This window comes from Nonomuraea maheshkhaliensis (assembly GCF_039529435.1).
Lineage (GTDB): Bacteria > Actinomycetota > Actinomycetes > Streptosporangiales > Streptosporangiaceae > Nonomuraea > Nonomuraea maheshkhaliensis.
This window is the reverse complement of the sequence record NZ_BAAAMU010000013.1, coordinates 116,775-140,305: the sequence shown is the minus strand read 5'-3', so window position 1 is coordinate 140,305 and position 23,531 is coordinate 116,775. Positions and strand designations below refer to the sequence as shown.

The 23,531-nt window shown below is 69.0% G+C and carries 25 protein-coding genes and 2 pseudogenes; 13 read left to right on the top strand and 14 right to left on the bottom strand.

The window, feature by feature from the left end:
* Nucleotides 1-223: 223 nt before the first annotated feature.
* The 9 genes and pseudogenes from ABFX54_RS11950 (at nt 224) to ABFX54_RS11915 (ending at nt 5,652) form a co-directional block, all read left to right on the top strand.
* On the top strand, nt 224-493 hold the full coding sequence (locus tag ABFX54_RS11950) for a hypothetical protein (RefSeq protein WP_346104131.1): 270 nt from the start codon (nt 224-226) through the stop codon (nt 491-493).
* A 307-nt stretch (nt 494-800) separates the two neighbouring features.
* Complete coding sequence (locus ABFX54_RS11945) at nt 801-1,556, top strand: SDR family NAD(P)-dependent oxidoreductase (RefSeq protein WP_346104129.1); 756 nt, start codon at nt 801-803, stop codon at nt 1,554-1,556.
* Nucleotides 1,557-1,583: 27 nt separating this feature from the next.
* Nucleotides 1,584-2,432: an alpha/beta fold hydrolase gene (locus ABFX54_RS11940; RefSeq protein ID WP_346104127.1), complete on the top strand. Its 849-nt coding sequence runs from the start codon at nt 1,584-1,586 to the stop codon at nt 2,430-2,432.
* Nucleotides 2,433-2,537: 105 nt separating this feature from the next.
* Nucleotides 2,538-3,068 (top strand): VOC family protein, encoded by a 531-nt coding sequence (locus ABFX54_RS11935; RefSeq protein ID WP_028177664.1) that lies wholly within the window; start codon nt 2,538-2,540, stop codon nt 3,066-3,068.
* A 179-nt stretch (nt 3,069-3,247) separates the two neighbouring features.
* Nucleotides 3,248-3,481, top strand: a pseudogene (locus ABFX54_RS56915) (transposase domain-containing protein); the annotation flags it as partial.
* 16 nt (nt 3,482-3,497) lie between these two features.
* On the top strand, nt 3,498-4,154 hold the full coding sequence (locus ABFX54_RS11930; protein ID WP_346104125.1) for a transposase domain-containing protein: 657 nt from the start codon (nt 3,498-3,500) through the stop codon (nt 4,152-4,154).
* 14 nt (nt 4,155-4,168) lie between these two features.
* On the top strand, nt 4,169-4,612 hold the full coding sequence (locus ABFX54_RS11925; RefSeq protein ID WP_346104123.1) for a hypothetical protein: 444 nt from the start codon (nt 4,169-4,171) through the stop codon (nt 4,610-4,612).
* A gap of 6 nt (nt 4,613-4,618) precedes the next feature.
* Nucleotides 4,619-5,137: a hypothetical protein gene (locus ABFX54_RS11920; protein ID WP_346104122.1), complete on the top strand. Its 519-nt coding sequence runs from the start codon at nt 4,619-4,621 to the stop codon at nt 5,135-5,137.
* Nucleotides 5,134-5,652 (top strand): FtsX-like permease family protein, encoded by a 519-nt coding sequence (locus ABFX54_RS11915; RefSeq protein WP_346104120.1) that lies wholly within the window; start codon nt 5,134-5,136, stop codon nt 5,650-5,652. The genes ABFX54_RS11920 and ABFX54_RS11915 overlap by 4 nt, the downstream gene beginning before the upstream one ends.
* On the opposite strand, the gene ABFX54_RS11910 is transcribed toward ABFX54_RS11915, so the two are convergent.
* From ABFX54_RS11910 to ABFX54_RS11870, 9 genes are all read right to left on the bottom strand, one after another.
* On the bottom strand, nt 5,594-7,243 hold the full coding sequence (locus ABFX54_RS11910; RefSeq protein WP_346104118.1) for a Na+/H+ antiporter: 1,650 nt from the start codon (nt 7,241-7,243) through the stop codon (nt 5,594-5,596). The two genes, ABFX54_RS11915 and ABFX54_RS11910, sit on opposite strands and share 59 nt — an antisense overlap.
* A 22-nt stretch (nt 7,244-7,265) precedes the next feature.
* On the bottom strand, nt 7,266-8,474 hold the full coding sequence (locus tag ABFX54_RS11905) for a PQQ-dependent sugar dehydrogenase (RefSeq protein ID WP_346104116.1): 1,209 nt from the start codon (nt 8,472-8,474) through the stop codon (nt 7,266-7,268).
* Between the two features lie 37 nt (nt 8,475-8,511).
* Entirely contained in the window at nt 8,512-8,832 is a 321-nt protein-coding gene (locus tag ABFX54_RS11900) for an Atu4866 domain-containing protein (RefSeq protein WP_346104114.1), read from the bottom strand.
* A gap of 160 nt (nt 8,833-8,992) precedes the next feature.
* Nucleotides 8,993-10,372, bottom strand: a complete 1,380-nt coding sequence (locus tag ABFX54_RS11895) for an amidohydrolase family protein (RefSeq protein WP_346104112.1) — start codon at nt 10,370-10,372, stop codon at nt 8,993-8,995.
* 27 nt (nt 10,373-10,399) lie between these two features.
* Complete coding sequence (locus tag ABFX54_RS11890) at nt 10,400-10,969, bottom strand: flavin reductase family protein (RefSeq protein WP_346104110.1); 570 nt, start codon at nt 10,967-10,969, stop codon at nt 10,400-10,402.
* A 56-nt stretch (nt 10,970-11,025) separates the two neighbouring features.
* Nucleotides 11,026-11,808 carry an SDR family oxidoreductase gene (locus tag ABFX54_RS11885; RefSeq protein WP_346104109.1) on the bottom strand — a complete coding sequence of 261 codons (783 nt, stop codon included), beginning with the start codon at nt 11,806-11,808 and terminating at the stop codon, nt 11,026-11,028.
* 155 nt (nt 11,809-11,963) lie between these two features.
* Nucleotides 11,964-12,806 (bottom strand): SDR family NAD(P)-dependent oxidoreductase, encoded by an 843-nt coding sequence (locus ABFX54_RS11880; RefSeq protein ID WP_346104107.1) that lies wholly within the window; start codon nt 12,804-12,806, stop codon nt 11,964-11,966.
* 198 nt (nt 12,807-13,004) lie between these two features.
* A complete protein-coding gene (locus ABFX54_RS11875; RefSeq protein ID WP_346104105.1) occupies nt 13,005-13,877 on the bottom strand; it encodes a helix-turn-helix transcriptional regulator in 873 nt (290 codons plus the stop codon).
* 79 nt (nt 13,878-13,956) lie between these two features.
* Complete coding sequence (locus ABFX54_RS11870) at nt 13,957-14,889, bottom strand: NADP-dependent oxidoreductase (RefSeq protein WP_346104103.1); 933 nt, start codon at nt 14,887-14,889, stop codon at nt 13,957-13,959.
* 263 nt (nt 14,890-15,152) lie between these two features.
* On the opposite strand from ABFX54_RS11870, the gene ABFX54_RS11865 reads away from it, so the two are divergent.
* Both ABFX54_RS11865 and ABFX54_RS11860 read left to right on the top strand, forming a co-directional pair.
* Nucleotides 15,153-16,082: an alcohol dehydrogenase catalytic domain-containing protein gene (locus ABFX54_RS11865; RefSeq protein WP_346104101.1), complete on the top strand. Its 930-nt coding sequence runs from the start codon at nt 15,153-15,155 to the stop codon at nt 16,080-16,082.
* Between the two features lie 434 nt (nt 16,083-16,516).
* Entirely contained in the window at nt 16,517-17,434 is a 918-nt protein-coding gene (locus tag ABFX54_RS11860) for a phosphotransferase family protein (RefSeq protein WP_346104099.1), read from the top strand.
* 438 nt (nt 17,435-17,872) lie between these two features.
* On the opposite strand, the gene istB is transcribed toward ABFX54_RS11860, so the two are convergent.
* Nucleotides 17,873-18,682, bottom strand: a complete 810-nt coding sequence (gene istB / locus ABFX54_RS11855) for an IS21-like element helper ATPase IstB (RefSeq protein WP_346104097.1) — start codon at nt 18,680-18,682, stop codon at nt 17,873-17,875.
* Nucleotides 18,679-20,334 (bottom strand): IS21 family transposase, encoded by a 1,656-nt coding sequence (istA, locus tag ABFX54_RS11850; protein ID WP_346104095.1) that lies wholly within the window; start codon nt 20,332-20,334, stop codon nt 18,679-18,681. The genes istB and istA overlap by 4 nt, the downstream gene beginning before the upstream one ends.
* Nucleotides 20,335-20,462: 128 nt before the next feature.
* On the opposite strand from istA, the gene ABFX54_RS11845 reads away from it, so the two are divergent.
* Nucleotides 20,463-21,179: an ABC transporter permease gene (locus tag ABFX54_RS11845; protein WP_346104093.1), complete on the top strand. Its 717-nt coding sequence runs from the start codon at nt 20,463-20,465 to the stop codon at nt 21,177-21,179.
* Nucleotides 21,180-21,310: 131 nt separating this feature from the next.
* Here ABFX54_RS11845 and ABFX54_RS11840 read toward each other — a convergent pair whose 3' ends face one another.
* Entirely contained in the window at nt 21,311-21,457 is a 147-nt protein-coding gene (locus ABFX54_RS11840; RefSeq protein ID WP_346104091.1) for a hypothetical protein, read from the bottom strand.
* Between the two features lie 90 nt (nt 21,458-21,547).
* On the opposite strand from ABFX54_RS11840, the gene ABFX54_RS11835 reads away from it, so the two are divergent.
* Nucleotides 21,548-22,354, top strand: a complete 807-nt coding sequence (locus tag ABFX54_RS11835) for an LLM class flavin-dependent oxidoreductase (RefSeq protein WP_346104089.1) — start codon at nt 21,548-21,550, stop codon at nt 22,352-22,354.
* Between the two features lie 375 nt (nt 22,355-22,729).
* On the opposite strand, the gene ABFX54_RS57385 is transcribed toward ABFX54_RS11835, so the two are convergent.
* Both ABFX54_RS57385 and ABFX54_RS57380 read right to left on the bottom strand, forming a co-directional pair.
* Complete coding sequence (locus tag ABFX54_RS57385; protein ID WP_487047319.1) at nt 22,730-23,146, bottom strand: Tn3 family transposase; 417 nt, start codon at nt 23,144-23,146, stop codon at nt 22,730-22,732.
* Nucleotides 23,146-23,526 (bottom strand): annotated as a pseudogene (locus tag ABFX54_RS57380) (Tn3 family transposase). The gene ABFX54_RS57385 and the pseudogene ABFX54_RS57380 overlap by 1 nt, the downstream one beginning before the upstream one ends.
* Nucleotides 23,527-23,531: the final 5 nt, after the last annotated feature.

Genomic DNA, 23,531 nt, shown 5'->3' with positions numbered 1-23,531 from the left:
GGTCAAAGCCCTCGGTGCCGACTCCGGCATCTCCAAGAGCGAGGTCTCCCGGATCGATGAACGCGACGTCGGCGGGCGTTAGGGTGAGGTACCGGATCAGATCGTCGCGGCCGATGTCAGGGTACGAGCGCAGCCGCTCCAGCTGGCCTTCGGAGAACATCCGGGTCGACATCGACCACCTCCACAGCGCAACCCAGCCAGGACCGTACGCACCGTAGCGAAAGTGATCAGCGAACGGAACTTGACGGGCATCAGTGCAGGCCAGCGAAATCCGACCAAAATTTCCCCAGGACTACACGGACCCCTCGAAGCCGCCCGCCGCCGAGGCCGCGTCGGCGGCCGTCGCCCGGTGGTCGACGACGACAAACGCGCTGCCATCCTCGCCTGCCGCCAGCGTGGCGAATCCATCCGCACCATCGCCGCCGGCGTCAAGGTCTCCATCGGCGTCGTCCACAACACCCTGACCGCCGCCCAAGCGGAACAGCGAGCGTAGACACCCACTGCCACGCCGGTGAGCCATTCAGCTACCGAACGTTACTTTGGGGCTGAGGTCAGCTTCGGGAGCAGGACGCCGAGAAGGCGGATGACGGGCTGGGCATAGAGCAGGACGAACAGGGCGACGACCCGGTCCAGCAGCACCCGCCGCCTGCGGCCAGTCCGTGATCCGTGGCTCAGGTTGGATTCAGGTCATTGATCTACCACGCTGTGCCTATCGCATTTCTCGCGTTTGCCCTAGGTGCAGCAAGACTGAGTGACATGTCTGGGTGCAGGGGTGGGGCCCACGGCGGGCGGAATTCTCGATGATGGACGAAAGGACGTCGTGCGCCGAGCATGACCTTGCGGACCGCGTCGCCAGGAATGCGCCGCTGGCGCTGGCGGCCGTCAAGGAGGTGCTGCGCGCGACGCCGAGCCTCAACGACGGCGACGCCTTCGAGCGCCAGGACGAGCTCATCTCCGGGCTGCCCTCCATCCAGGACGCGCGCGAAGGCGCGCCCGAGGAATATCGGCCGATGTTCGAGGTGAACGTCTTCGGTCTGATCGAACCCACCAGAGCCGCCCTGCCCGTGTTGCGACGTTCGGGCGGAACGATCGTCAACATGTCGTCTGCCGCCGGCATCGCTGGCGGCGGCGGAGGTCATCACAACGCCGCCAAATTCGCCGTGGAAGGGATTTCCGAAGCGCTCGCCGGCGAGCTGAAGCCGTTCGGCATCCGCGTGCTGATCGTCGAGCCTGGGCCGTTTCGCACCGATTTCCTTGGCCGCTCGATCACGACGGCGGCCAACGAGATGCCGGAATACGCCGCGAGCTCGCGCAAGCACTGTCGCGAAACCAACAACGGCAATCAGGCGGGCGATCCCGACAAGGCGATCGCGGTGATCCTGCAGGCAGTCGACGCCGATGACGCCCCGCTGCATCTGCCGCTCGGCCCGATCGCGCTCTCCATCGCTGAGCGAAAGCTGGCTGCCTTCCGCAGCGATATCGACGCCTGGCGCGACATCACGATCGCCACCGATTTCGACCAGCCCCTGAGAGCGCTGGCCGCGAGCTCTGTTTGAACGTCGACATCTGACTGGAAAGCGATCATGATCGCAACTTTGAAGGGGTTTACCCAGCAACTTGTGCCGGTGAATGGTATCAAGATCAACGCTGTCACGGGAGGCTCAGGCCCGCCGATCCTTCTGCTTCACGGCTGGCCGGAAACATGGTGGGAATGGCACGATGTGATGCCGCTGCTGGCCGAGCATTTCAGCGTGGTGGCCATCGATCTGCGCGGCGCGGGCTTTTCCGACTGCCCGCTCGACGGCTATGACAAGGCGACGATGGCGCGCGACGCGCACGAAGTCATGGTTGCCCTTGGGCATGAACGCTACGCCGTGTGCGGACATGACATCGGCGGAATGGTCGCCTTGCCGCAGGCCGCCATCTATCGGGAGGCTGTTACCCATCTGGCCGTCCTCGACGTTCCGCTTCCCGGCTGGACCGGATGGGAGGCGACGACCGCAAGGCTTTGGCACTTCAGCTTCCATATGAACCGGGATCTACCCGAGCGCCTGATCCATGGCCGTGAATATGACTATATTTCGACCTTCATGTCTGAGCGGTTCTACGATCACAGCACCTTCAATCCGGCGGACATCGAGATCTACGCGAGAGCGATGGCGCTTCCTGGCCGCACCCGCGGCGGCATGGAATGGTATCGGACTCTCACCGCCGACCATGCGGCCGCGCTCGAGTACAAGAGGCAACCGCTCGAGATACCGGTGCTAGGTCTCGGCGGGGATCAGCGCTTCGGTGCGCAGATGGTGCCGATGCTCAAAGAGTTCGCCAGCAATGTGACGGGCGGCTCGATTGCGCAGTGCAGCCACTATGTCGCGGACGAACGGCCGGATGAAGTCGCGGCCGCTCTGATCGATTTCCGCAAGACCAAGTGAAACTCTGCGACCGCGCCGTCGTGGGCCGGGCGGATCGCGACACTGCGGGCAAGTTGCGCCCGCACCTATCCCGATCGATCGATCAAACAAGAAAGGAAAACTGTCATGACCGCACCTGTCATTCGCGGCGTCAATCATATCGGCATCACAGTGCCCGACATCGAAGCCGCAAAATCGTTCCTGGTGGAAGCTTTCGGCGGCCAGGTGATCTATCAGTCCTTCGGACCGCAGGATCCGCCGCGGCAGGGACCCGAATTCGAGCGGGCCGTTGGCGCTTTCCCTGGAACGGTCGTGCGCGCGCAGGCGATGGTCAAGATCGGAACCGGACCCGATATCGAGCTCTTCGAAATGCACGGCCCCGAACAAGCCCAGCCGATCCGAGCGAGCGACTTCGGCATCACGCACTTCGCTCTCTACACCGACGACATCGACGCATCGGTTGAGCGCTTCGAAAAGGCCGGAGGCACCCCACTCACAGCGCCTCGCGCTATTCCCTATGCAACGGAGAAAGGTCCTGGAAACAAGGTCTGCTACTGCCGCATGCCCTGGGGCACGACGATGGAATTCATCACCACGCCGGACCGCATGGCCTATCATGACCAGACGGATCTGCGCAGGTGGCAGGACGAGGACTGAGCAGGGCGCGAAAGGGATCCGCATCAGTCAAGTCGCGGCGATGCTGACGCTGTCGGAAGGTTCGACGAGTGCGTAGCCGCGACGGCTGTCATGACGGATAGACCGCGCCGGCCGTCAGCCTGGAGTTACCCCAAGGCCGGGTAGTTATGAGGATTCGGTTTTTGTCAATCGGCTGAGCTGTGCAACGGGACTCCTGTAGATCAGATGTCGGCGAAGATCATCTGAAGAGTGGAGTCCCCCTGCGGGATCAGTTTGTCATTTCCCGGGTGGTGCGGGTGGCCGCGGGGGTGTTCGCACCGGGCCATCTGGGAGAGCTCACGCAGGTAGTGCCGTTCGAGCTGGTGGATGCGGTGCTGGCGGAGACGGGCCGGGTGCAGCGTCGGCTCCGGGAGCTTCCTTCGCGGGTCGGGGTGTATTTCTGCTGGCGATGTGCCTGTCCCGGAGGTCGGCTACCGGCTCGTCTGGGACAGGATGACCAGCGCCCTGGCCGGGCTGTCCGCTGTTGCTTCACCGACCGCGAAGGCGTTACGCGACCTGTGCCGCCGGGTGGGGGCTGCGCCGATGCGGGCGCTGTTCGAGGGTGTGTGCGGCCCGCTGGCGCAGCCGGTGACGCCCGGGGTTCGGTTCGGCTGCTATCGGACGGTCTCCTTCGACGGTTGCAGCTCACTGAAGGTGCCCGATACCGGCCGGAACCGGGCCTGGCTGGATCGGCTGGCCCATGGCGGCTATCCCCAGCTGGAGCTGATGTCGCTGGTGGAGACCGGCACCCGGGCGATGATCGGCGCTGTCTTCGGGCCCACCGCCACGGGCGAGACCGAATATGCCAAGCGGCTGCTGCACCTGCTGAGGCCGGACATGCTGGTGTTGTGGGACAAGGGCTTCGACGGCAACGACTTCCTCCCCGCGGTGACGGGCACTGGAGCCCAGATCCTGGGCCGTCTGCGCAGCAATCGCCGCGCGCCGATCCTGTCCCGCCTGGCCGACGGCTCCTACCTGTCGGTGATCGGCACGGTCAACGTGCGGGTCGTCGACGCGCAGATCACTGTGACTTCACCATCGCCCAGCAGACCGCCCGCGACCAGGTGATCCAAGCCGCCGGCGTGACCAGCGACGACCCCGCCCCGGCCGCAGGAGTCATCACCCGCGCCATCCTGGCCGGACTGCTCCCGGCCCGCCGACCGCGGGCGAGCACCCGGAAGGTCAGATCGCCCGTCTCCCGCTGCAAAGAACGACTCGACGACGGCAGGCCCGACCACAGCCGCACCATCACCGGCCTGGTCATCACCCTCACGCGACCCACGCCCACGCCTCCTGCCGTCTCCCGGGACGAGCGCCCCATCCCTCCGGCCGACCGCCGCAGACAACAACAGGTCCTGGCCCTTCTCCACCAAGACCCCGGCCGCTCCTGGCCGGCCCGGGATATCGCCCGCCACCTCGGCGATGTCACCCTGAACACCATGTACCGGCAGCTGTCCCGCTGGGCCAGCAGCCGGCTCATCTACAAGATCGGGCCAGGCATCTACACCGCCCGGCCAATCTCCTGAACACCCTTGCCAGCAGCGCAAGAGCCCTTAACTACCTGGCCTTGGGCCAACTCCACCTTCACCTCCTGGGCCCAGCGCCAGGACCTGCTGGCCACCAACCCCGCCCGGAGCCTGGAGCGCCGCAAACCCGCCCGCCGCGGCGACCGCTCCATCCCGCGTGCCCGGCTGGAGACGCTGTTCGCCGACACCTCACACGCCCAGCGCGAGCGCGTGCTGTGGCGGCTCCTCTACGACACGGCCGCCAGAGCCGAAGAAATCCTCACCCTCAACGTCGAAGACCTCGACCTGGAATTCCGCCGCGCCCGCGTCGTCTCCGAGGGCGGCGCCATCGAGCGCGTACACTGGGCCACCCCGACCGCCCGGCTGCTGCCCCGCCTGCTGGCCGGCCGCACCGCCGGGCCGGTGTTCCTGGCCGACCGACGCGCCCCCGCTTCCGGCCGCCGGGCGCCCGCGGCAGCCGACGTCGATCCCATCATGTCCTGCCGGCCGCGCAGCTCGCCCAGGCGCCGTCGACGACCTTCGTGACCTTGGAGGGCGGCGCGGACATGCGGCAGGTGGCCGCTCGGCTGTCCGCGATGGGGAGCGTCAGCGGCCTGGACGGCTGGCTCTTCGGGCAGGCCGCGTCCGCAAGCACCATGAGCACCTCCACGCTGCTGGTCGTGCTCGGGCTGGGCGGCTTGTACGCGTTGATCGGCGTCATCAACTCCGTGGTGATCGCCGGTGCGGAGCGGCGGAGCGAGTTCGCGGCGGCGCGGGCGGCCGGTCTGACACGGCGCCAGGTCGTCCTTATAGCATTGATGGAGAGTTGGGCGGTGGCCGCGTCCGGGCTGTTGCTGGGTCTGTTGGCCGCCGCCGGGACGCTCACGGCGGCGCTGGCCGTCACGAGCGGCGTCACCGGGGTTGCGATGGTGGCTGTTCCCTGGCCGCTCGCGGGCGGCGTGCTGGCAGGCGTGCTGCTGGCGACCGGGGTGACGAACGTGCTCACGACCCGTGCTGCTCTGCGGCCCGCCCTGGTGTCGCCGCTGCGGACCCGCGAGTGACACTGCCGCCTCGCACTCCGCCCGGAGAGGTATGAGCGTCCTCCTCGTCTACTTCAAGGCTGAGTTGTTCGGCGTCCAGCCGGGATTGCAGGCGGCGTAGGACGATGTCGTCGATGTGCCGGCGGTCGCGGAGCCCGATCAGGGTGGCGCGCTGCACCTGGAGCAGGGCGAGCCGCAGCCGCCGGGCGTGCTCGGCCGACTCTGCCTGGCTGTGGGGCCCGCGGCCGGTGAGATCGCGAGCGAGCGCGTCGGCGATGGGCGCGGGGGTGCCGAGACGGGCGGCCTGATCGGGAAGGGCGGTCAGGGCCGCGCGGGTGATCTCGCGGACGGCCAGGCGCTCTTCCTCGGCCTGCGTGGGGTCGGCGGGCAGGCGGGCCCAGCGGATGAGGGCGGGCAGCGGCGGTCCGAGCAGGACCAGGCTGGTCAGGATGACGACGGTGGTGATGAACACGATGGCGTCGCGGTCCTGGACGGGCAGTCCTCGCGCGGTGAGGGCAGGCACGGACAGGGCCGCGGCCAGGGAGATGGCGCCGCGCATGCCGGCCCAGGCGAGGGGCAGCCGGTGCCGGGCAGCGATGCGCCGGTCGCGCTGGCGGGGCCGCCGGTCGAGGATCCGCACCAGGTAGGGGACGGTGTAGAACCACAGCAGGCGCACGCCGATGACGACGGCGCTCACCCCCGACGCGAGCAGCAGTGCGTGCGGCAGCGTGAAGGACGCCAGGCCGCGCACCGCGGCCGGGAGCTGCATGCCGACCAGGACGAACAGCGCTCCGTTGAGCAGGAAGGTGGTGACCTCCCAGAAGGAGACGGCCTGCAGACGGGCGGTCGGCGGGATGAGCCGGGGGCCGGCCTGGCTGAGGGCCAGGCCGCAGGTGACGACCGCCAGGACGCCGGAGGCGTGCAGGAGTTCGGCGGGCAGGAAGGCGGCGTAGGGGGTCAGGACGCTCAGGCCGCTGTTGAGCATGGGGTCGCGCCAGCGGCGTCGGATGAGGGCGACGATTCCGGCGGCGGCGAGCCCGGTGGCGATGCCGCCGGCGTAGGAGAGGGTGACGCGCAGCGTGGTGCCGCTCCAGGTGAACGGCACACCCTGCACGGCCGCTTCGAGGGCGACCGCGAGCAGCACCAGCGCGGTGGCGTCGTTGATCAGGGATTCGGCGCGCAGCATGGTGACGGTGCGCCGGGGCAGGCCGCGGGCCACCGCCGCGACGGCCACCGCGTCGGTGGGGCCGAGCACGGCGCCCAGCACGAACGCCAGGGGCCAGGACAGACCGGCGGCGTGGGCGAGGACGGCCACCGCCGCGGTGGTGAGCACGACCAGGCCGGTGGCCTGAAGGGTGATGGAGCGCAGGTTGGCCCGGATCTCGCGCAGCGAGGTCGTCAGGGACTCGTAGTACAGCAGGGCGGGCAGGAAGAGGAACAGCACGACCTCGGGCGGCAGCGGGATGTCGCCGAAGTGGGGCAGCAGCCCGATCAGGGCTCCGCCGGCCAGCAGCAGCATGGGCTCGCTGAGCCGGAATCTCCTGGCGAGCCAGGTCAGGGCCAGCACGGCCGTCACCACGACGACCACGATCTCGATGCTTCGATGGCTCATCGCCGGGTTCCTCTGAGGGTCACTATTGGAGGGGGGTAAGACGGACGAGACGGCCGGGACCGGCGTCCTCCACGTACCAGACGCTGCCGTCGCCGGCCACGGCGACGTCCCGGATCCGGCTGCCCATGGCCCAGCGTTCGGCTTCGCGGGCGCGGCCTGCGGCGTCGATGGTGACGCGGACCAGGGACTCGGAGACCAGGCCGGCAAGCAGGAGGGAGCCGTCCCAGGCGGGAAAGGCGCCCCCGTGGTAGAAGGCCATGCCGCCAGGCGCGATGACGGGGGTCCAGGACAAGGTGGGGGCGTGCAGGTCGGGGCGGCCGGCGTGGCGGGGCAGGGGCGTGCCGTCGTAGTCGGCGCCCTCGGAGACCAGGGGCCAGCCGTAGTTGTCGCCGGGACGCAGCACGTTGAGTTCGTCGCCGCCTTGCGGGCCCATCTCGCTCTGCCACAGGGTTCCGTCCGGGGCGTGGGCCAGGCCGTAGCTGGTGCGGTGGCCGCTGGTCCAGATCTGGCCGCGCATGCCGCCCGCGGCGGCGTCGGGGTTGTCGGCGGGGGTGGAGCCGTCAGGGTTGAGGCGCAGCACCTTGCCCAGGGAACGGTCGCCGTCCTGGGCGCCGGACGGGTCGGTGGAGTTGCGGGCGGAGTCACGGACGGCCAGGAACAGGTGGCGGCCGTCCGGGGAGAAGGTGATGACGCCGCCCCAGAAGCTGCCGTTGTCCCTCTCCTGCCGCCAGATGATGTCGATCGCGGTGAGGCGCGCGGTGGCGCCGCTCTCGTCCAGCCGGGCCCGGGCCAGGCGCAGACCGCCGTCCGGGCCGGGCGCGGAGTAGGTGAAGTACAGGAGGCGGTCGGTGGCGAAGCCTGGCGACGGGGCGATGTCGAGCAGGCCGTTCTGGACTCCGGCGGAGACGGGAGGGACCCCTCCGACCGGCTGGACGAAGCCGTCGGAGGTGAGCAGGAGGAGCCTGCCGGCCTTCTCGGTGACCACGACACGGCGGTCGGGCAGGAAGGCGAGAGCCCAGGGCGTGTTCAGGGCGGCGATGGTGACCGGTTCGAACGGGCGGCTCTGGCCAGCGGCGTCCTGATCGGCCGCGTCCTGATCGGTGGTGCGGCCCTCGGGGGTGGTGATGGTCGTGGTAGCGAGGCGTGTGGGTGCCACAGTGGTGGCGCATCCGCCGGCCACGATGAGCGCCAGGGCCGCACACGCCAGGATGGCCGGCACGGTGCGTGGCATGGCTTGTCCCTTCTATGGGTGGTACGGGCCGGTGCGGTCAGGTTTCGCGGTAGAGCACCAGGTGCTCGTGGTAGAGCACGCCGTCTCGCACGTCGCCGGTGGCGGTGAAGCCCAGGTCGTCGTAGTAGTCGAGGTGCGTGCCGTTGACGGTGTAGCGGCCGGTGTAGGCGCGTTTGCGGCCGTCGCGTTCCTCCTCGTAGCGGCCGTTGGGGAGGAGTTCCTGGCGGATGCGCCCGTCGGCGGTGACCCACATGCCGACGTACGGGTGAGGGGCGGGCTCCGGGCGGCCGGCGGCCGGAGCGGCGCAGGCGAGCAGGGTGGTGAACAGTCCGAACAGGTGCAGGGTGTTTCTCAACATGGGCGGGCTCCTTGCCAGTGACGGGTGAGGGGCATGGTGGGCCGGCCGAGGCGAGTGGCCGGGCCGTGGCTGGTGACGAGGTGTGGCGGTTACCCGGGCGTGCGGGTCGGCCAGGCAGGCCGGGCCGACCCGCTGATCGCGCCGGCGACGGTGCGGCCGGTCAGATGCGTCGGTCGGCGTGTCCGGAGGCGTTCAAGACGCGGTCGCGGGAGGCACGCACGTCTTCGCGCAGGGCTGCCAGGTCGACGTCGAGGACATTGCCGGCCCATTTGCGGACCTGTCCGGCGATGAGGACGGTGTCGATGTTGCGGGCGTCGGAGCCGAGGACGAGGGTGCCGATGGGGTCGTTGAGCGGCATGTTGTTGAGGTCGTCGGCACGTACGACGAGCACGTCGGCCTGCTTGCCGGGGGTGAGAGAGCCGGTGACGTCACCCAGGCCGATGCTCCTGGCGCCTTGCAGGGTGGCGAAGTCGAGCACGTCCTGCACGCCGATGCGGGTGGGCTGGTGGCTGGTGCCGTAGGAGGTGTTGACGGCGCGCATCCGCTGGATGGCGTGCAGGGCGCGCATCTGGGTGAACATGTCGCTGGCGAGGGCGACTTCGACGTCGATGCTGAGACCGGGGCGGATGCCGACGGCAAGTGCCTCGTCGATGGCGGGGATTGCGCTTTCCAGGCCGATCTGGGCGTCGGAGGTGGGAGCGAGGGCGACGTTGGCGCCTGTGTCGGCCATCGCCTGCCAGGCTTGCGGGGTCAGGCCGGTGCAGTGGATGAGGGAGACGTCCGGGCTGAGGAGGCCCTGCTTGGCCCAGTCGAGGATGGCCTGGGAGGAGGTCTGGCCGAAGACGGCGTCGATGCTGACGCCGATGCCGAGGTCGCGGGCGGTGCGGGCGAGGTGGTCGCCGTAGGCGAGGTCGGGGCCGGCGACCTCGTCGGTGGCCAGGGCGGCCAGGCGCAGGGTGAGCAGGGGGTTGTCGGCGACGTGGGTGTCGTGCAGGCGGGTCAGATCGGCGGGCCACTGGCCGTCCCAGTCGCCGAAGTGGGGGCGCATGGAGGCGTGCACGCCGCGGATGCCGGTGTCGGCCAGCGCCCGGATGGCGGCGTCGGAGTGGGCGGCGGTGCGGGAGTTGTGGGAGAAGTCGAGCATGGTGGTGATGCCGCTGTCGATGGCGGTCAGCGCGGCCAGGCGGGTGCCGATGTACATGTCCTGCGGCTGGTAGGCGGGGGCGATGCCGGCCAGGGTGGAGGTGACGTACTCGCCGAGGTCGTTGACGTCCGGCATGATGCGGCGCAGTTGCGCCTCCCAAGCGTGGCGGTGGGTGTCGACGAAGCCGGGGGCCAGGACGGCGCCGGTGACGTCGACGATGAGCGCGTCGCCTGCTGGCAGGTCCACACCGACGGCGGCGATCCGGTCGCCGTCGATGAGCAGGTCGGCGCGGGGCAGGACGCCCAGCTTCGGATCCATGGTGACGATGGCGGCTCCGGTGAGCAGGATGCGGCGGCCGGGGACGGGTCGGCGCAGTTGGTCCAGGGTGGCGTTCATTGGGGCTTCCTCCGAGAGGTGAAAAGGTCAGTCGTGGGTGAGGTGTTGCCACTTGGTCATGCGGTGGCGCAGGTCCACGGTGGCGGCGTTGGCGGAGAAGGTGCCGTCGCCGCGGTGATGGAACTCGCCCGCGCCGCGCCGGTCGGGGTCGATCCAGGCCCGCTCGGCCTTGAGGATCCACAGGTGGTGGTCGTCGGCGAGCCGGTCGTCGGCGACCGTGCATTCGAGGTTGGCGAAGCACTCGGCCACCAGCGGCGCGTCCACGGTGGCGGCAGGTATGGGCGTGAAGCTGAAGCGGCGCCACTTGTCGGTGTCGCGGCCGGAGGTGTTGCCGGCGTCGACCACCTGCGCGGCCAGGTCGATGGAGGGGATCGCCAGGACGCACTGGCCGCTCTCGCGCAGGGCGGTGTGACTGTGGTCCCACGGGCCGACGATGAGGGCGATGAGCGGCGGCTGGTGGGAGACGGGCATGTTGAAGCCGTTGGTCATCAGGTTGGCCCGCCGGCCGTCGAAGGTGGACACGAGCAGGACGGGCCCGGGTTCGATGAGCCGGTGCACCTGCTCCAGCGGGTAAGGCGTGAATCCGGCAGGGTTCATGGAGTGCTCCTTGACGGGCCTGCCCGGCTCCTCGGGGGAGCCGGGCAGGAGGCCGGTCAGACGGCCTGCGCGGTGGGCAGGATGGTGATCTCGGTGAGGTTGACGTGGCGGGGCGAGGCGGCGATGAACGCCACCGTCTCAGCCACGTCCGCCGATCGCAGCGGGTCGATCTCGGTGAGCAGCCCTTCCATGAGGGCGCTGGCGTCGGGGTCGGTGACGTGGCTGGGCAGTTCGGTGTCGACCATGCCGGGCTCGATCGTGGCCACCCGGATGTTCTTGGGTCCGAGTTCGACGCGCAGCAGCCGGGTGATGTGGCTGATGTAGGCCTTGGTGCCGGAGTAGACGGAGAACTTCTCCAGGATCCGGGTGGCCGCGATCGAGGAGGTGGTGATCAAGTCCGCGGGGCGGCCGGCCTCGGCGGCGGCGGTCAGGTGCGGCAGGAAGGCGCCGATGACGTTCATGACACCGGTGATGTTCAGGTCGATCTGGCGCTGCCAGTCGTCCTGCTTCAAATCGGTGATCGGCGAGATGAGCTGGACGCCAGCGTTGTTGACCACCAGGTCGGCGGTGCCGAGCCGGTCGGCGACCTGCGCGGCGGCGTTCGCGACGGCTTCCCGGTCGGTGACGTCGACGGCGATGGCGATGGCGGTGCCGCCGGCGGCGCTGATGGACGCGGTCAGCTCCTCCAGCTTGTCCTTGCGCCGGGCCATCATGGCCACGCTCGCGCCGAGTTCGGCCAGGCGCAGGGCGGTGGCGGCGCCGATGCCGCTGGAGGCGCCCGAGACGACGGCCACGCGGCCGGCCAGCGGGGTTCCGGTGAGCAGAGCAGCAGGAGACATGGCAAAGGCTTCTTTCGTGTGCGTGTGCGAGGTGCCCGCGGTCAGGGGCAGGCCAGGTGACGTGCGGGGAGGGAAGGCGCCGGCGGAGGTCGGCGCCGTTCGCAGACTCCCTCATGAAGGTGGAGCTGTGCTCGCCTGGTACGGCGGGCTGTTGATCAGGCTGCGGCGTCGTCGTGGGCGGTGGCCGCGGACTTCTCGCGCCACGGGGCCACGTCCTGCTCGATCTGGTCCAGCTTGACCTGCAGCCGCTCCAGGGTGTCGGGGCCCAGGTACAGGTGCGTCGGCAGGCTGTCCTGGCCGGTGACCTCGTAGATCAGTGCCGCGCCCTTGACCGGGTCGCCGAGCTGGGTGTGGTTGGCGGTGCCTGCCCAGTCGAGGGTCACGTGGGCCGGGGTGCCGTCGTAGGCGTCGATCCGGGCGGCGGCCGTGGACAGGGAGCTGGCGTCCAGGAAGTCGGTGCGCAGCACGCCCGGCTCGACCACCATCGACTGGATGCCGAACGGGGCCAGCTCCTTCGACAGTGCCTCGCTGAGGCCCGCCACGGCGAACTTCGAGGCGCTGTACAGGCTGACCCCGGGCTCGCCCTCGAAGCCGGATCGCGAGCCGATGTGCACGAGCTTGCCGGAGCCCTGGCGGCGCATGACGGGCAGCACGGCGCGGGTCATGTCGATGAGGGCGAAGACGTTCAGGTCGAACAGGGAGCGGGCCTCGGCGTCGCTGATCTCCTCCAGCGCGCCGAGCAAGCCTCGCCCGGCGTTGTTGACGAGCACGTCGATCCGGCCGAACCGGTCGACGGCGGCCTGGACGGCGGCCGGGATGGCCGCGCTGTCGGTGACGTCCAGGGCGACGGTGAGCACGTTTGCGGCCTTGGCGAGGTCGTCCGGAACCCGGGCCGGGTTGCGGACCGCGATGACGACGTTGTCGCCCTGGGCGAGGGCGGTGCGGGCGATCTCGGCGCCGAGCCCGCGGGATGCTCCGGTGATGAACCAGGTGGCCATGACGGTGTCCTTCACTTCCGTTTCGTTTGGCTGACATTTGAGAGTTTGCCCAGGTCAGCGAGGTGTAAGAAGGTCGCGGAATTCCTGGGAGTGTCATACCTAGGAACCGGGCCGGGTGGAGAACCGGCCGCGCACAAAAGAGGCCGGGGCGTGGCCCCGGCCTCTTGGCATGGTCGTGTGAAGTCGTGTCGTGGTGGGTCAGTCGGCTCGTGCTGTCACCGCCTGATCCGCGTCCCGCACCGCCTTGGACAGCGCGTCGTCGGCGCGGGCACGCAAGCGTTCGAACGCCTGCGCGGTGGGCGAGGCGGGCTCGGCCTGATAGACGACGAGCTGCTGGTGCGGCGCCCCGTTGACGGTGAAGGCCGAGAACAGGATGTGCAGGTCGCCCACGACCGGATGGCGCAGGTGCTTGCCCTCCTGGGTCTTAGGTTTGACGTCATGACGCGCCCACAGCTCGGCGAACTCGTCACTGGCGGCCGACAGGTCCGCCACGACCTCGGCGATGCGCGGATTGCCGGGGTCGTGGCCGTAGGCGGCGCGGATCTCCGCCACGCACGAGTGCGCCGCCCGTTCCCACTCCTGGTAGAACTCCCGCCCGGCCGGGTCGGCGAACACCATGCGGGCCAGGTTGTCCGGCGGGTGGAAACCCTCGTGCAACGCGGCCGCCATGGGGTTGCAGGCCAGGATGTCCAGCGCGGGACCGAGCGCGAAGGCGGGCGAGGAGGACCAGCCGTCCATCAGCTGCAGCAGTTGCGGGCTGACGGTGGTGTCCTGCGCACGCCGCCAGGTGCGCGCCTCCGGCGGCTGCACCAGCCGCCACAGGTGCTCGGTGGCGGCCGCGTCCAGGCGCAGCGCCCGCGCGACCGCGTCGACGACCTGCGGGGACGGGCTGGACTCGCGGCCCTGCTCCAGCCGTACGTAGTAGTCGCTGCTCATGCCGGCCAGCATCGCCACCTCTTCGCGGCGCAGGCCCTTGACCCGGCGGCGGCCGTACTCGGGCAGCCCGATGTCCTGCGGCTTGAGCGCTTCGCGGCGGGCGCGCAGGAAGTCGCCCAGCGGGGTGCCGCTCATGCCATGTCCTGCGCCGGGCCGGGCTGAGAGAGCGTGCTCGTGCGGGCTGTCATGTCCGTCCTTTCAACGTGCGGAACCGTCAGAAGGTGATGGTCACCTTTCCCTGGCTGTGCTGCGTGGCCAAGTCGATGAGCGCCTGGCGGGCGTCGGCGAAGTCGTAGGTGGCGCCGATCACGACCCGCAGGGTGCCGCGTGCCGCCTGCGCGGCGAGCGCGTCCAGCCGGCCCGGCACGGGGACGGTGCCGGTGTAGACGGCTCGCACGTCGCGGGCGAAGCCGGGCGGGCCGCCGAGCGGAGAGACCAGCCGGCCACCGGCGCGGGCGGCGTCGGCGCTGCGGTCGAGCCGGGGACCGGCGTTGGCGAGGTCGATCACGACGTCGACGCCGTCCGGGAGCAGGTTCAGCAGTTGCGGCGCGACCTCTGCCACGGTGTGGTCGATCACCATATCGGCGCCGAGGCCACGCAGGAGAGCCGATTGCGTGGCCGGGCCCGTGGCGGTGACGCGGGCTCCGGCCTGCGTGGCCAGTTGGACGGCATAGGAGCCGAGGCCGCCGGCGGCGCCGACGATGAGCACGGTCATGCCCGGGCCGAGCGCGGCGGCTTCGATGAGAGCCGCGGCGGTCAACGCGCCCGTCGGCAGCGCCGCCGCCCGCTGCGGGTCCAGGCCGTCGGGCCGTCGCGCGCTGGCGGGCCCGGAGTCGACGATGACATATTCGGCCAGCGCGCCGGAGCGGACGCCGTTCCAGGCCAGGACGGGCTCGCCGACCGCGAACCGGGTGGCCCCCTCGCCCACCCGGGTCACCACGCCCGTGACGTCGACGCCCGGCACGAACGGGTGCATGACCGGGATCGCCGAACGCATCACGCCCGTGACCAGCTTGGCGTCGATCGGGTTCAGCGCCGCGGCCTCGGCGCGGACGAGCACCTGTCCCGGCCCCGGGACGGGAACGGGCACTTCGGCGAAGGACAACTCCTCAACCGGCCCGTACGCGTGGGAGATCAGCGCCCTCACCTGTTGCTCCTGTCCATCGCCGTCACCGCTACAGCCTCTCTGACCAGGGACGATACCGGCATCGGCGAAAATTACTCACATGGGGATGAACGTCGTATTCGTTGAGTAACTTCCGCCGAGGCGGGCGCCGGACGCGGCACGCCATCCTGATCTCCCGATCCACCCCCTGTCGGGAGACTCCCATGTCCGGTGCTGCCTGCCGTGTCACGCCTCGACGGCGGCGCCCGGCGCGAGGACCCCTTGTTATGAACGGAGACGTGCGCGTGCCCCGAGCAGTCAGATTCAGCCGCTACGGCGGTCCGGAGGTGCTGGAGGTCGTTCAGGTGCCCCGGCCGTCGCCAGGGCCCGGCCAGGTGCTGGTCAAGGTGATCGTCGCCCCCGTCAACCCCGGCGAGATCGGCATCCGCGAGGGTGTCTTCGCCGACCTGTGGCCTGCCGTCTTTCCCGAAGGGCAGGGTAACGACCTGGCCGGCCAGGTCGTGGAGGTGGGCCGGGGTGTGACGGGCTTCGCGCCGGGTGATGAGGTCATCGGCTACGCCCCGCGCCGCGCCCAGGCCGACTACGTCCTCCACGACGCCGCCACCCTGGCCCGCAAGCCCGCGGTGCTGTGCTGGGAGGAGGCGGCCCCGCTCTCGGCGGTGGGCGTGACCGCCTGGGCGGGCGTCGAAGCGGTACGGCCCCAGCCGGGAGAGATCGTGGTGGTCTCGGCCGCGGCGGGTGGCATCGGCGTGCTGGCCGCCCAGCTGGCCCGCCTGGGCGGGCTGCTGCTGCTCGCCCCTGTGATCCCGGTGGTCCTCCTGATCGGCTCGATCACCGTGCCGGTCAACGGGCTCGGTTGCCTGATCACGCTGGCGCTCGGGTACGTGATCGCCGTGCAGCTGGCGCTGCTGATCAGCCTGATCGGCTTCTGGACGATGGAGACCAGCGCCATCTCGTTGCTCTACCGGCTGGTCAGCCAGTTCTTCGCCGGGACGATGGTGCCGCTCGCCTTCTTTCCCGGCTTCCTCGGCGTGCTGGCCGACATCCTGCCCTTCAAGTACCTGGGCTACGTGCCGGCGGCCGTCTACGTCGGACACATTTCCGATGTCTCAGGCCCTGTTCTGGCCGAAGTTGCCTGGATCGCTGCGCTGAGCGGATTGCTTGCGCTGACCTGGTCGCGGGCGCGCCGCAGGGTGGTGATCCAGGGTGGCTGAGATCGTGCGTTCGCTGCGCCTGTACCTCCTGCTCCAGCGGGCCTGCGCCCGTGGTGTCATGCAGTACCGGGTGAACACCGTGATCGGCATCCTCAGCTGATTTTGCTGGTGAGTAGCAGCAGCGTTTGTCGGTCAGTTTGGACAGCACTCGGGGGCTGATCGGGCCCGGAATGTCGGTGAGAAGTAGCAGCACCCGGAGGCTCAACTACTCACCTAGCGTGTTCATGGAGTGCTGATAGGGAGCCTGCGGGGCCAGCGCGCCGGGCGCATGGGCTCTGGGTGCGAGCGCTGACGGCTCCCGGACGCCATCGTTATCTGGGGTTGTCAAGCGAACTAGCTGGTCAGCCGCTTAAGGTCGTGAAGCCACATAAGGCAAGTAGGCCAACCGCGGCCACCCGCGACTCGCCCGGGTCCTGCTGTGGGACGATCAAGACATGTTCACTCCGCCTCTGTCGCCAACCGATCATGATGTGCTTTCTGCGGTCCGGGATGGCTGGCTTCCGGTTGCGGAGAACGCCGCCTATCTGCCGGTGGGATTCGGGGCGCACCACTGGCGGATCGACCAGGATAGTGTGCCCGCGCTCTTCGCGACGCTCGACGTGCCAGGCGGGCATCGAACCGCCGACTTGTTTGAGGGAGCATACGCGGCGGCGTCCGAGCTCGCAGCGAGAGGCTTTCTCTGGGTACTCGCACCGGTCCGATCCACGAACGGGAGCTTCACGATCCCCCTAGCCGAGGGGATTCTCAGCGTCACTCCCTGGGCGACGGGGCGCACGCCCGACGAGGCAGAGGCCGCACGGCCCGACCATACCGCTAAGATGAGACGGCTGCTTGCCGAGCTGCACAGCACTCCCGCGCCTGTTTCGCTGCCACACTGGCAACCGCGAATCACACCGGACTTCTCCGGCCAACTGACGCATGCCGCCACAAGATTGTGGAATGCGGGCCCGTTCGGAGAGGACGCTCGTCGTCTGATCGTCGAGTCCGCCGAATCGATCGCCGGCTGGGCGTCACGGTATGCCGAGCTCGCCGAGAAGGCGCTGGCCGCCCTTGACCGCTGGGTACCGACGCACGGCGAGCCGCACCACGCCAACCAAATGCTCACCGATTCCGGACTCGTGCTGGTGGACTGGGAGTCGTTCGCTCTCGCCCCACACGAGCGGGACCTTCTCGACCTGCCCGAACACGACCAACGGGCCCTCGGCGGCGAACCCGAGATGATCGAGCTGTTCGAACTGGAGTGGCGGCTGACCGAGATCAGGGAGTACGCACGCTGGTTCCAGGCACCACACACCGGCAGCGAGGACGACCGAACCGCGCTCGCCGATCTCCGCAACGAGCTCACACGCTGACGCCGCACGTCACGAGAGCCTCGTGGGCGGGTGCACTGACGTGCCCGTCGGACACGCATGTGAACTTCCAAGTCCTGACAGGTTCCCTCAGGAACGCGGGCGACTCGACGAGGGCTTGCCGGTCCTGCTCGGGAGGCCCTGCAGGAGGGCGATCACCGGCTGGAGTCCCGCCATCGCGGCCTTTGGCGCGATGGCGTCGTCGTCGCTGAGACCAAGCCTAATGACGATCTTCGTTAGGGCTTTGGCGAGGGCGCGTTCGAGCGGTGGTCATGATGGGGCTCTTGGCTGGTCGTTGGACTCTCCTCGACGCTGCGACGATCGTCGCGGCTCGTCCCGCGTCAAGATCGTTCGTCCTCGGCTTCGCCTGCGGGCGCTGCATCTTGACCCGCTCCTCCCAGCGGCGGTGCCAGGCGTTGTCGAGGAAGAGCCAGGAAAAGGTCAGCCGGCGGCCTTGCCCGCGACGGTGGTGGCGGTGGCCTGGGCGCGGGTCTGGGCCAGCCGGTAGGACTCGGTGCCGGTCTCGATGATGTTGCCGCCGTAGGTCAGGCGATCGACGATTGCCGCGCAGAGCCGAGGCTCGGTAAATGTCTTAGTCCATCCCGAAAACGACTCATTTGAGGCGATTGCGACGCTGTTGGTCTCCTCCCTTTCGGTGAGAACCTGGAACAGCAGTTCGGCTCCTTGACGATCAAGCTCCATATAACCGAGTTCATCAATACAAAGCAGATCGACGCGGCCGTAGCGGGCGATGGTCTTGGTCAGCATCTTCTCATCGGCGGCCTCGACCAGCTCGTTGACCAGCTTGGCGGCGAGCGTGTACTTGACCTTTAACCCGGCCAGCGCGGCCTCGGTGCCCAGCGCGATGAGCAGGTGCGACTTACCGGTCCCTGAGTCGCCGATCAGACACAGCGGCAGGTGCTTGCGCACCCAATCGCAGGTCGCCAGAGAGTGGATGACGGCCGGGTCGACGTTGGGGTTGGCGTCGAAATCGAACTCGCGCAGTGACTTCTGCCTCGGAAAGCTCGCCGCCTTGATCCGCCGCTCCGACGCTTTGCGGGCCCGGTAATCACATCCGGCCATCAGCAACTCGGCCAGGAACCCGAGATAGCTCATCTGATCGCGCGGGGCGGCGGCGGCCAGCTCGACGAACTGGGAGCGGATGGTCGGCAGCCGCAACCGCTGACAGGCCTGGTAGATCGAGGCTTCCGCCGCTTCCTCCGTCAGGGCGCGGCGGTGAAAAGAGGTCATGGCAGCTCTCCCTCGGATGCGGGCCGGCCGCCAGGGCGGCGGCGCAGCAACTCGTCATAGACCGCCACCGACGGCAGCGGCCGGGTATCAGGCGGCAGCTGGGCCAGCCGCCGGGTGGTCAGCGACACCACCGCAGGCTCATCCAGCCAGGCCAGCCCTTCCGGCCGGGGCGGCGGCGGACCCGGCTCCGGACTGTCGTCCGCCTGAGCGATCTTGCGGGCCTCCAGCGCGACGGCATCGGCGGTCAGCGCGCCCACCTTCAACGCGGCCTCCATCCCCGCCACCACGTGCCGATGCTCCATGTGCCGGTGCAGCAGCAGCACCTCGATCAGTGCCCGAGTCCCGTCCGCGTCCCCGTGCTTGCGACGGGCCGCGGCCCACCATGCCTCATGGACGGCGGTGAAGGTGCCCGCGGCCCGTGCCTGCTCCAGCGCGGTGGCGCCGGGCAGCGCGCCGGGCTTGTGCGCCAGGGCCTCCAGGTAGTGGTCCAGCTCCAGCCGGGCTCCGCCCTTAGCGATCAGCCGCTCGTGCCGGGCCACCTCGACGCCCTTGTGGTAGACGACCAGATGGGAGGCGAACAGCATGACCCGCACCTGGTGCCCGGCCAGACCGATCGGCACCGAGTAGCGGTTGGTGCGCACGCTGATCTGTCCGTGCATGTTCACCCGCGGCGTCAGCAACCGGCCGATCTCGAACGGCTCGACCGGCAGCGGCGCCAGCAGGGTCCGCTCGTGCGCGAAGCGCTCGCCGATGGTCTGGGGGCGCATCCGGATCCGGCGCTGCTCGTCTTTGACGTCCCACTGGTCGATCAGTTCGTTGAGCTCGCTGATCGAGGCGACATCGGGGACGGGCACCAGGTGGTTGCGGCGGAACCAGCCGATCTGGCCCTCCACGCCGCCCTTCTCGTGCGCGCCGACCAGCCCCGGCCGGCAGTAGAAGGCGTCGATCCCGGCCCAGCTGCGGAAGGCCACCCACCGCTCCGACTCCACCCGAGCCCGGGAGAAGCCCAGCACTCGGGCCACCGCGGGCTTGAGGTAGTCGTAGCGCACCTTACCCGTGGGCACGCCGCCCAGTACCGACATCGCATGCACGTGCCCCTCGAAGAAGGCCTCCTGCGAGCACGTCAAGAACATCCGGTGCACAGCCTTGCCCGACCACGACAACCGGAACGAGAACAGATAACACCTGGTCAGCTCACCCGCCAGGTGGATCCACACGTCCCCGAAGTCCACCTCGGCCTCGGCCCCGGGCCGGTGGCTCTGCTTGATGAAGACCTCCGCCGGCGCCCGGTCAGCCTCTAATCGGATCTGCGGGCGGCGCTTGGCGACGTAGTCGCGGACCATCCCGTACGACACCTTCACCGCGCCGTGTTCCTCCAGCAGCCGGTCGAAGATGCGCTTGGCGGTGTGCCGCTGCTTGGGCGGCGCGTCCAGGTCCACCCGGATCATCTGGTCGATCGGCGGCTTGAACGGGTCCAGCCGGGACGGCCGGGGCGGCAGCGGCTTGCGCGGCTCGGGCCAGACCGAGGCCAGCGCCTTCTCCACGGTACGAAAGCCCACGTTGTGCTTGCTCTGGATGGCCCGGATGGACAGCCCCGCTCGAGAATCGCGGCGGATCGCCGCGTGCAACTCGACCTTGGACTTGGGCTGCACCAGCGCCACCTCATCCCGCGAAGCACATCAATGCTCCCACCGCAAGCCCTCGGGCGCTGTTACTTCTCAGCGACATCGTTTTTCAGCGGAAACGATCGCTGTCGTAGCAGACCGGCAAACGCTGTCACTTGTCATCGACAGAACCACTCAGCGGAGCGCTCTGGCAGGGCGCCGGATTCGCCTTCATCTGGGTGGTGATGCACACCTTTCCCTCGCTGGCGGGCTGGGGCCTAGCGGAGGTCGCCTTCCTGTACGGCCTGCGCCTGACGGCCCACGCCCTGGCGATGATCCCGATGATGAGCGTGCACGACATCCACTGGATCGTGCGCAACGGGGAGTTCGACCGGTTCCTGCTGCGCCCGCTCAACCCCCTGGTCCAGCTCATGGGCAACAAGATGGGCATGAGCCAGCTCGGCGACCTGCTCGTGGGCGTGACACTGCTCGCCGTCACCGCCCGGAACGTGCCCGTCGACTGGAACGCCTGGCTGGTCGCTTACTGCGTGGTGGCCGTCGCGGGCGGCGCGCTCATCGAGGCGGCGTTCTTCCTTGCGCTGTCGGCGCTGTCGCTGCGCATGGTCGACACCTCCGCCCTGCGGGTCTTCGTCGACGACGTCTTCAGCAGGTTCGGCTCCTACCCGATGAAGGTGTTCGGCGGCGTGACCGAGTGGCTGCTCACCTTCGTGCTGCCGGTCGCCTTCGTGGCCTACGTGCCCGCCGGCGTCGTCCTGGGCAAGCTGGATAGCCCGTGGGCGCTGGCCGGCCCGCTGCTGGGCCTGATCCTGATCAAGCTGGCGTACCTCATTTGGAAACGTCAACTTGACAACTACCAGAGCGTCGGTCATTAGACCCAGATACGAAATGCCCGCATAGGGCGGATCGCCACCGAGGGAGCTTCAGAGCCGGCCGGGCGCTGCTGTCACCGCGGGGGCTATCTTGGGTTTCTGAGCGTTCGCGCTGGTCAGCGGTTGATGCTCAGTCAGGCATGTTCGGCAAGTAGGTCACCTGCGGCCGGCTCGGTGAGCCGGGCCTCCAGGTCGGTGATCATCTCGGTGAGCAGGCTGGTGTTGTGGTGCCCGACCACCTGGGGCCGGTCTTGTCGGTGCCGGAGATCTTCGTGATGCATGCGTCGGTGGCTTTGGCCATGGTGTCGAGCTCGGTGCGTGCGCGATCGCGGCCCCCAGAAACTGTCGGTGCCGGGTGCTTGGGTGGGGGCATGCGTTACGGCATCGACGTCGCGATCATCGGTGATCTCGCAGAGCCGACCCACCTGGTCACTCTCGCCCGAGAGGCCGAGGCCGCCGGGTGGGATGCCGTGCTGGTGTGGGACCACTTGGCCTTCACCTGGGGCATGCCATCGGCCGACCCGTGGGTGACGCTGGCCGCGGCGGCGCAGGTGACCTCGCACATCAGGTTGGGCACGGCAGTGACGGCCGTGGCCCGGCATCGCCCGGAGAGTCTGGCCCAGACGGTGGCGACGCTCGACAGGCTGAGCGGTGGTCGCGCGATCCTGGGCGCCGGGCTGGGCGGCGTGAGGCAGGAGTTCTCCGCCTTCGGCTCAACGCGTCCCGGCCAGGCCGTGCTCGACGAGGCGCTCGACGTGATGAACTCGCTCTGGTCCGGTGAGGAGGTGCACCACAGGGGCGCTCATTACACCGTCGATGGGGTACGGCTCGCGCCGCTGCCGCTCCAGCGGCCCCGGGTACCGGTGTGGGTCGGCGGCACGGCTCCAGGTGCGCTTCGGCGTGCCGCGCGCTGGGACGGCTGGATCGTCGCCGGCGACAACCGGGAGGGCCGCATGACGCTTTCACCCGGCTCTCTGGCCGCCCAGGCCAGTGAGCTGCGCCGATCCCGGGCAAACGCGGGCGACTTCGAGATGGCGGTCATCGGGGTGAGCAAGCCAGGTTCCTCGGTCGAGGCTTACGCCGACGCGGGCGCCACGTGGTGGCTGGAGCACCTCCACAGCCACCGGGGGTCAATGGAATGGCTGCTGCGGCGCGTCAAGGCGGGCCCGCCCGTGTGAAGCACCTGCGGTGCGTGGTTCAGGACAGTTCGATGCACAAGGCGGGCTCCATATGGGTCGAGTTGCCTCGCCCTGCCGCCGCAGACACAGCAGCAAACCAACACACGCAGATCCGAGAGGGGCTGCGACGAGGCGCTACCGTTCCGCACGAGAGAACGCGCCCATGGAGGGATTCCGTACGTGACCAACGTGCCTGACAACCCATAGATATTGGTCAGGCACGTTCGGACACGCCAACATGCCATACATGCCTGACCGCTGAGAGCCACCCAAGATAACCAACAAGCCGCCGACTGACAGAAGACTCCATGCCATCGGGGCCGCCATGCGCGAGCCGTCCGCCACCATGCGGACGGCTTCCTCCTTCACCTCGGATTAGTGCTGGCCGGGGATGCGCAGCGGCCGGAAGTTTCCCTCGCGGACCGTCTCGGGCAGGGAGAAGTCATAGCGGCCCAGGAAGTTGAGCCACTCGAAGCCGAGCGGGGGCAGGCGGGCGATGTCGGCGGTGGCGATCTTCTTGCCCTCGGCGCGGATCTGCTCCAGCGCCCGCGCCGTGTAGACCGTGTTCCACAAAATGCAGACATTGGTCATCAAACCCAAAGCCCCTAGTTGATCTTCCTGGCCTTCCTTGTACTTCTGCCGCAGTTCGCCCTTCTGCCCGTGGAAGATCTTGCGGGCCAGGGTGTGGCGGGCTTCTTGCCGGTTCAGCTGCGTGTTGACCCGGCGGCGCAGCAGTTCGTCGTTGAAGTAGGAGGCCAGGTAGACCGAGCGATCCAGTTTGCCCAGCTCCATCAGGGCGCGGCCGATCGGGGTCGGGTGCCGCCGCCGGTCAGGTAGCGAAACAGCTCGGCCGGGCGGACCTTGCCGGTCTGCAGCGAACCGGCCACGCGCAGCAGGTCGTCCCAGCGGTCGTGGATGAGGCCGATGTTCACCCGGGTTTTGATCATCGTGTCGAGACGGCCGTAAAAGGCGGCCGGATCGGCCCGGTACAGGGTGGCGCTGCCGACGTCGGCCAGGCGCGGGGAGAATTGTCAGCCCAGCAGCCGGAAGATGCCGAAGGCCAGCTCGGAGGCGCCGGCGGTGTCGGAGACGATCTCGGTGGGCCGCAGCGAGGTCTCCTGTTCCAGCAGGCCTTCCAGGATGTAGTACCAGTCCTTGGGGGTGCCGGGGATGACGA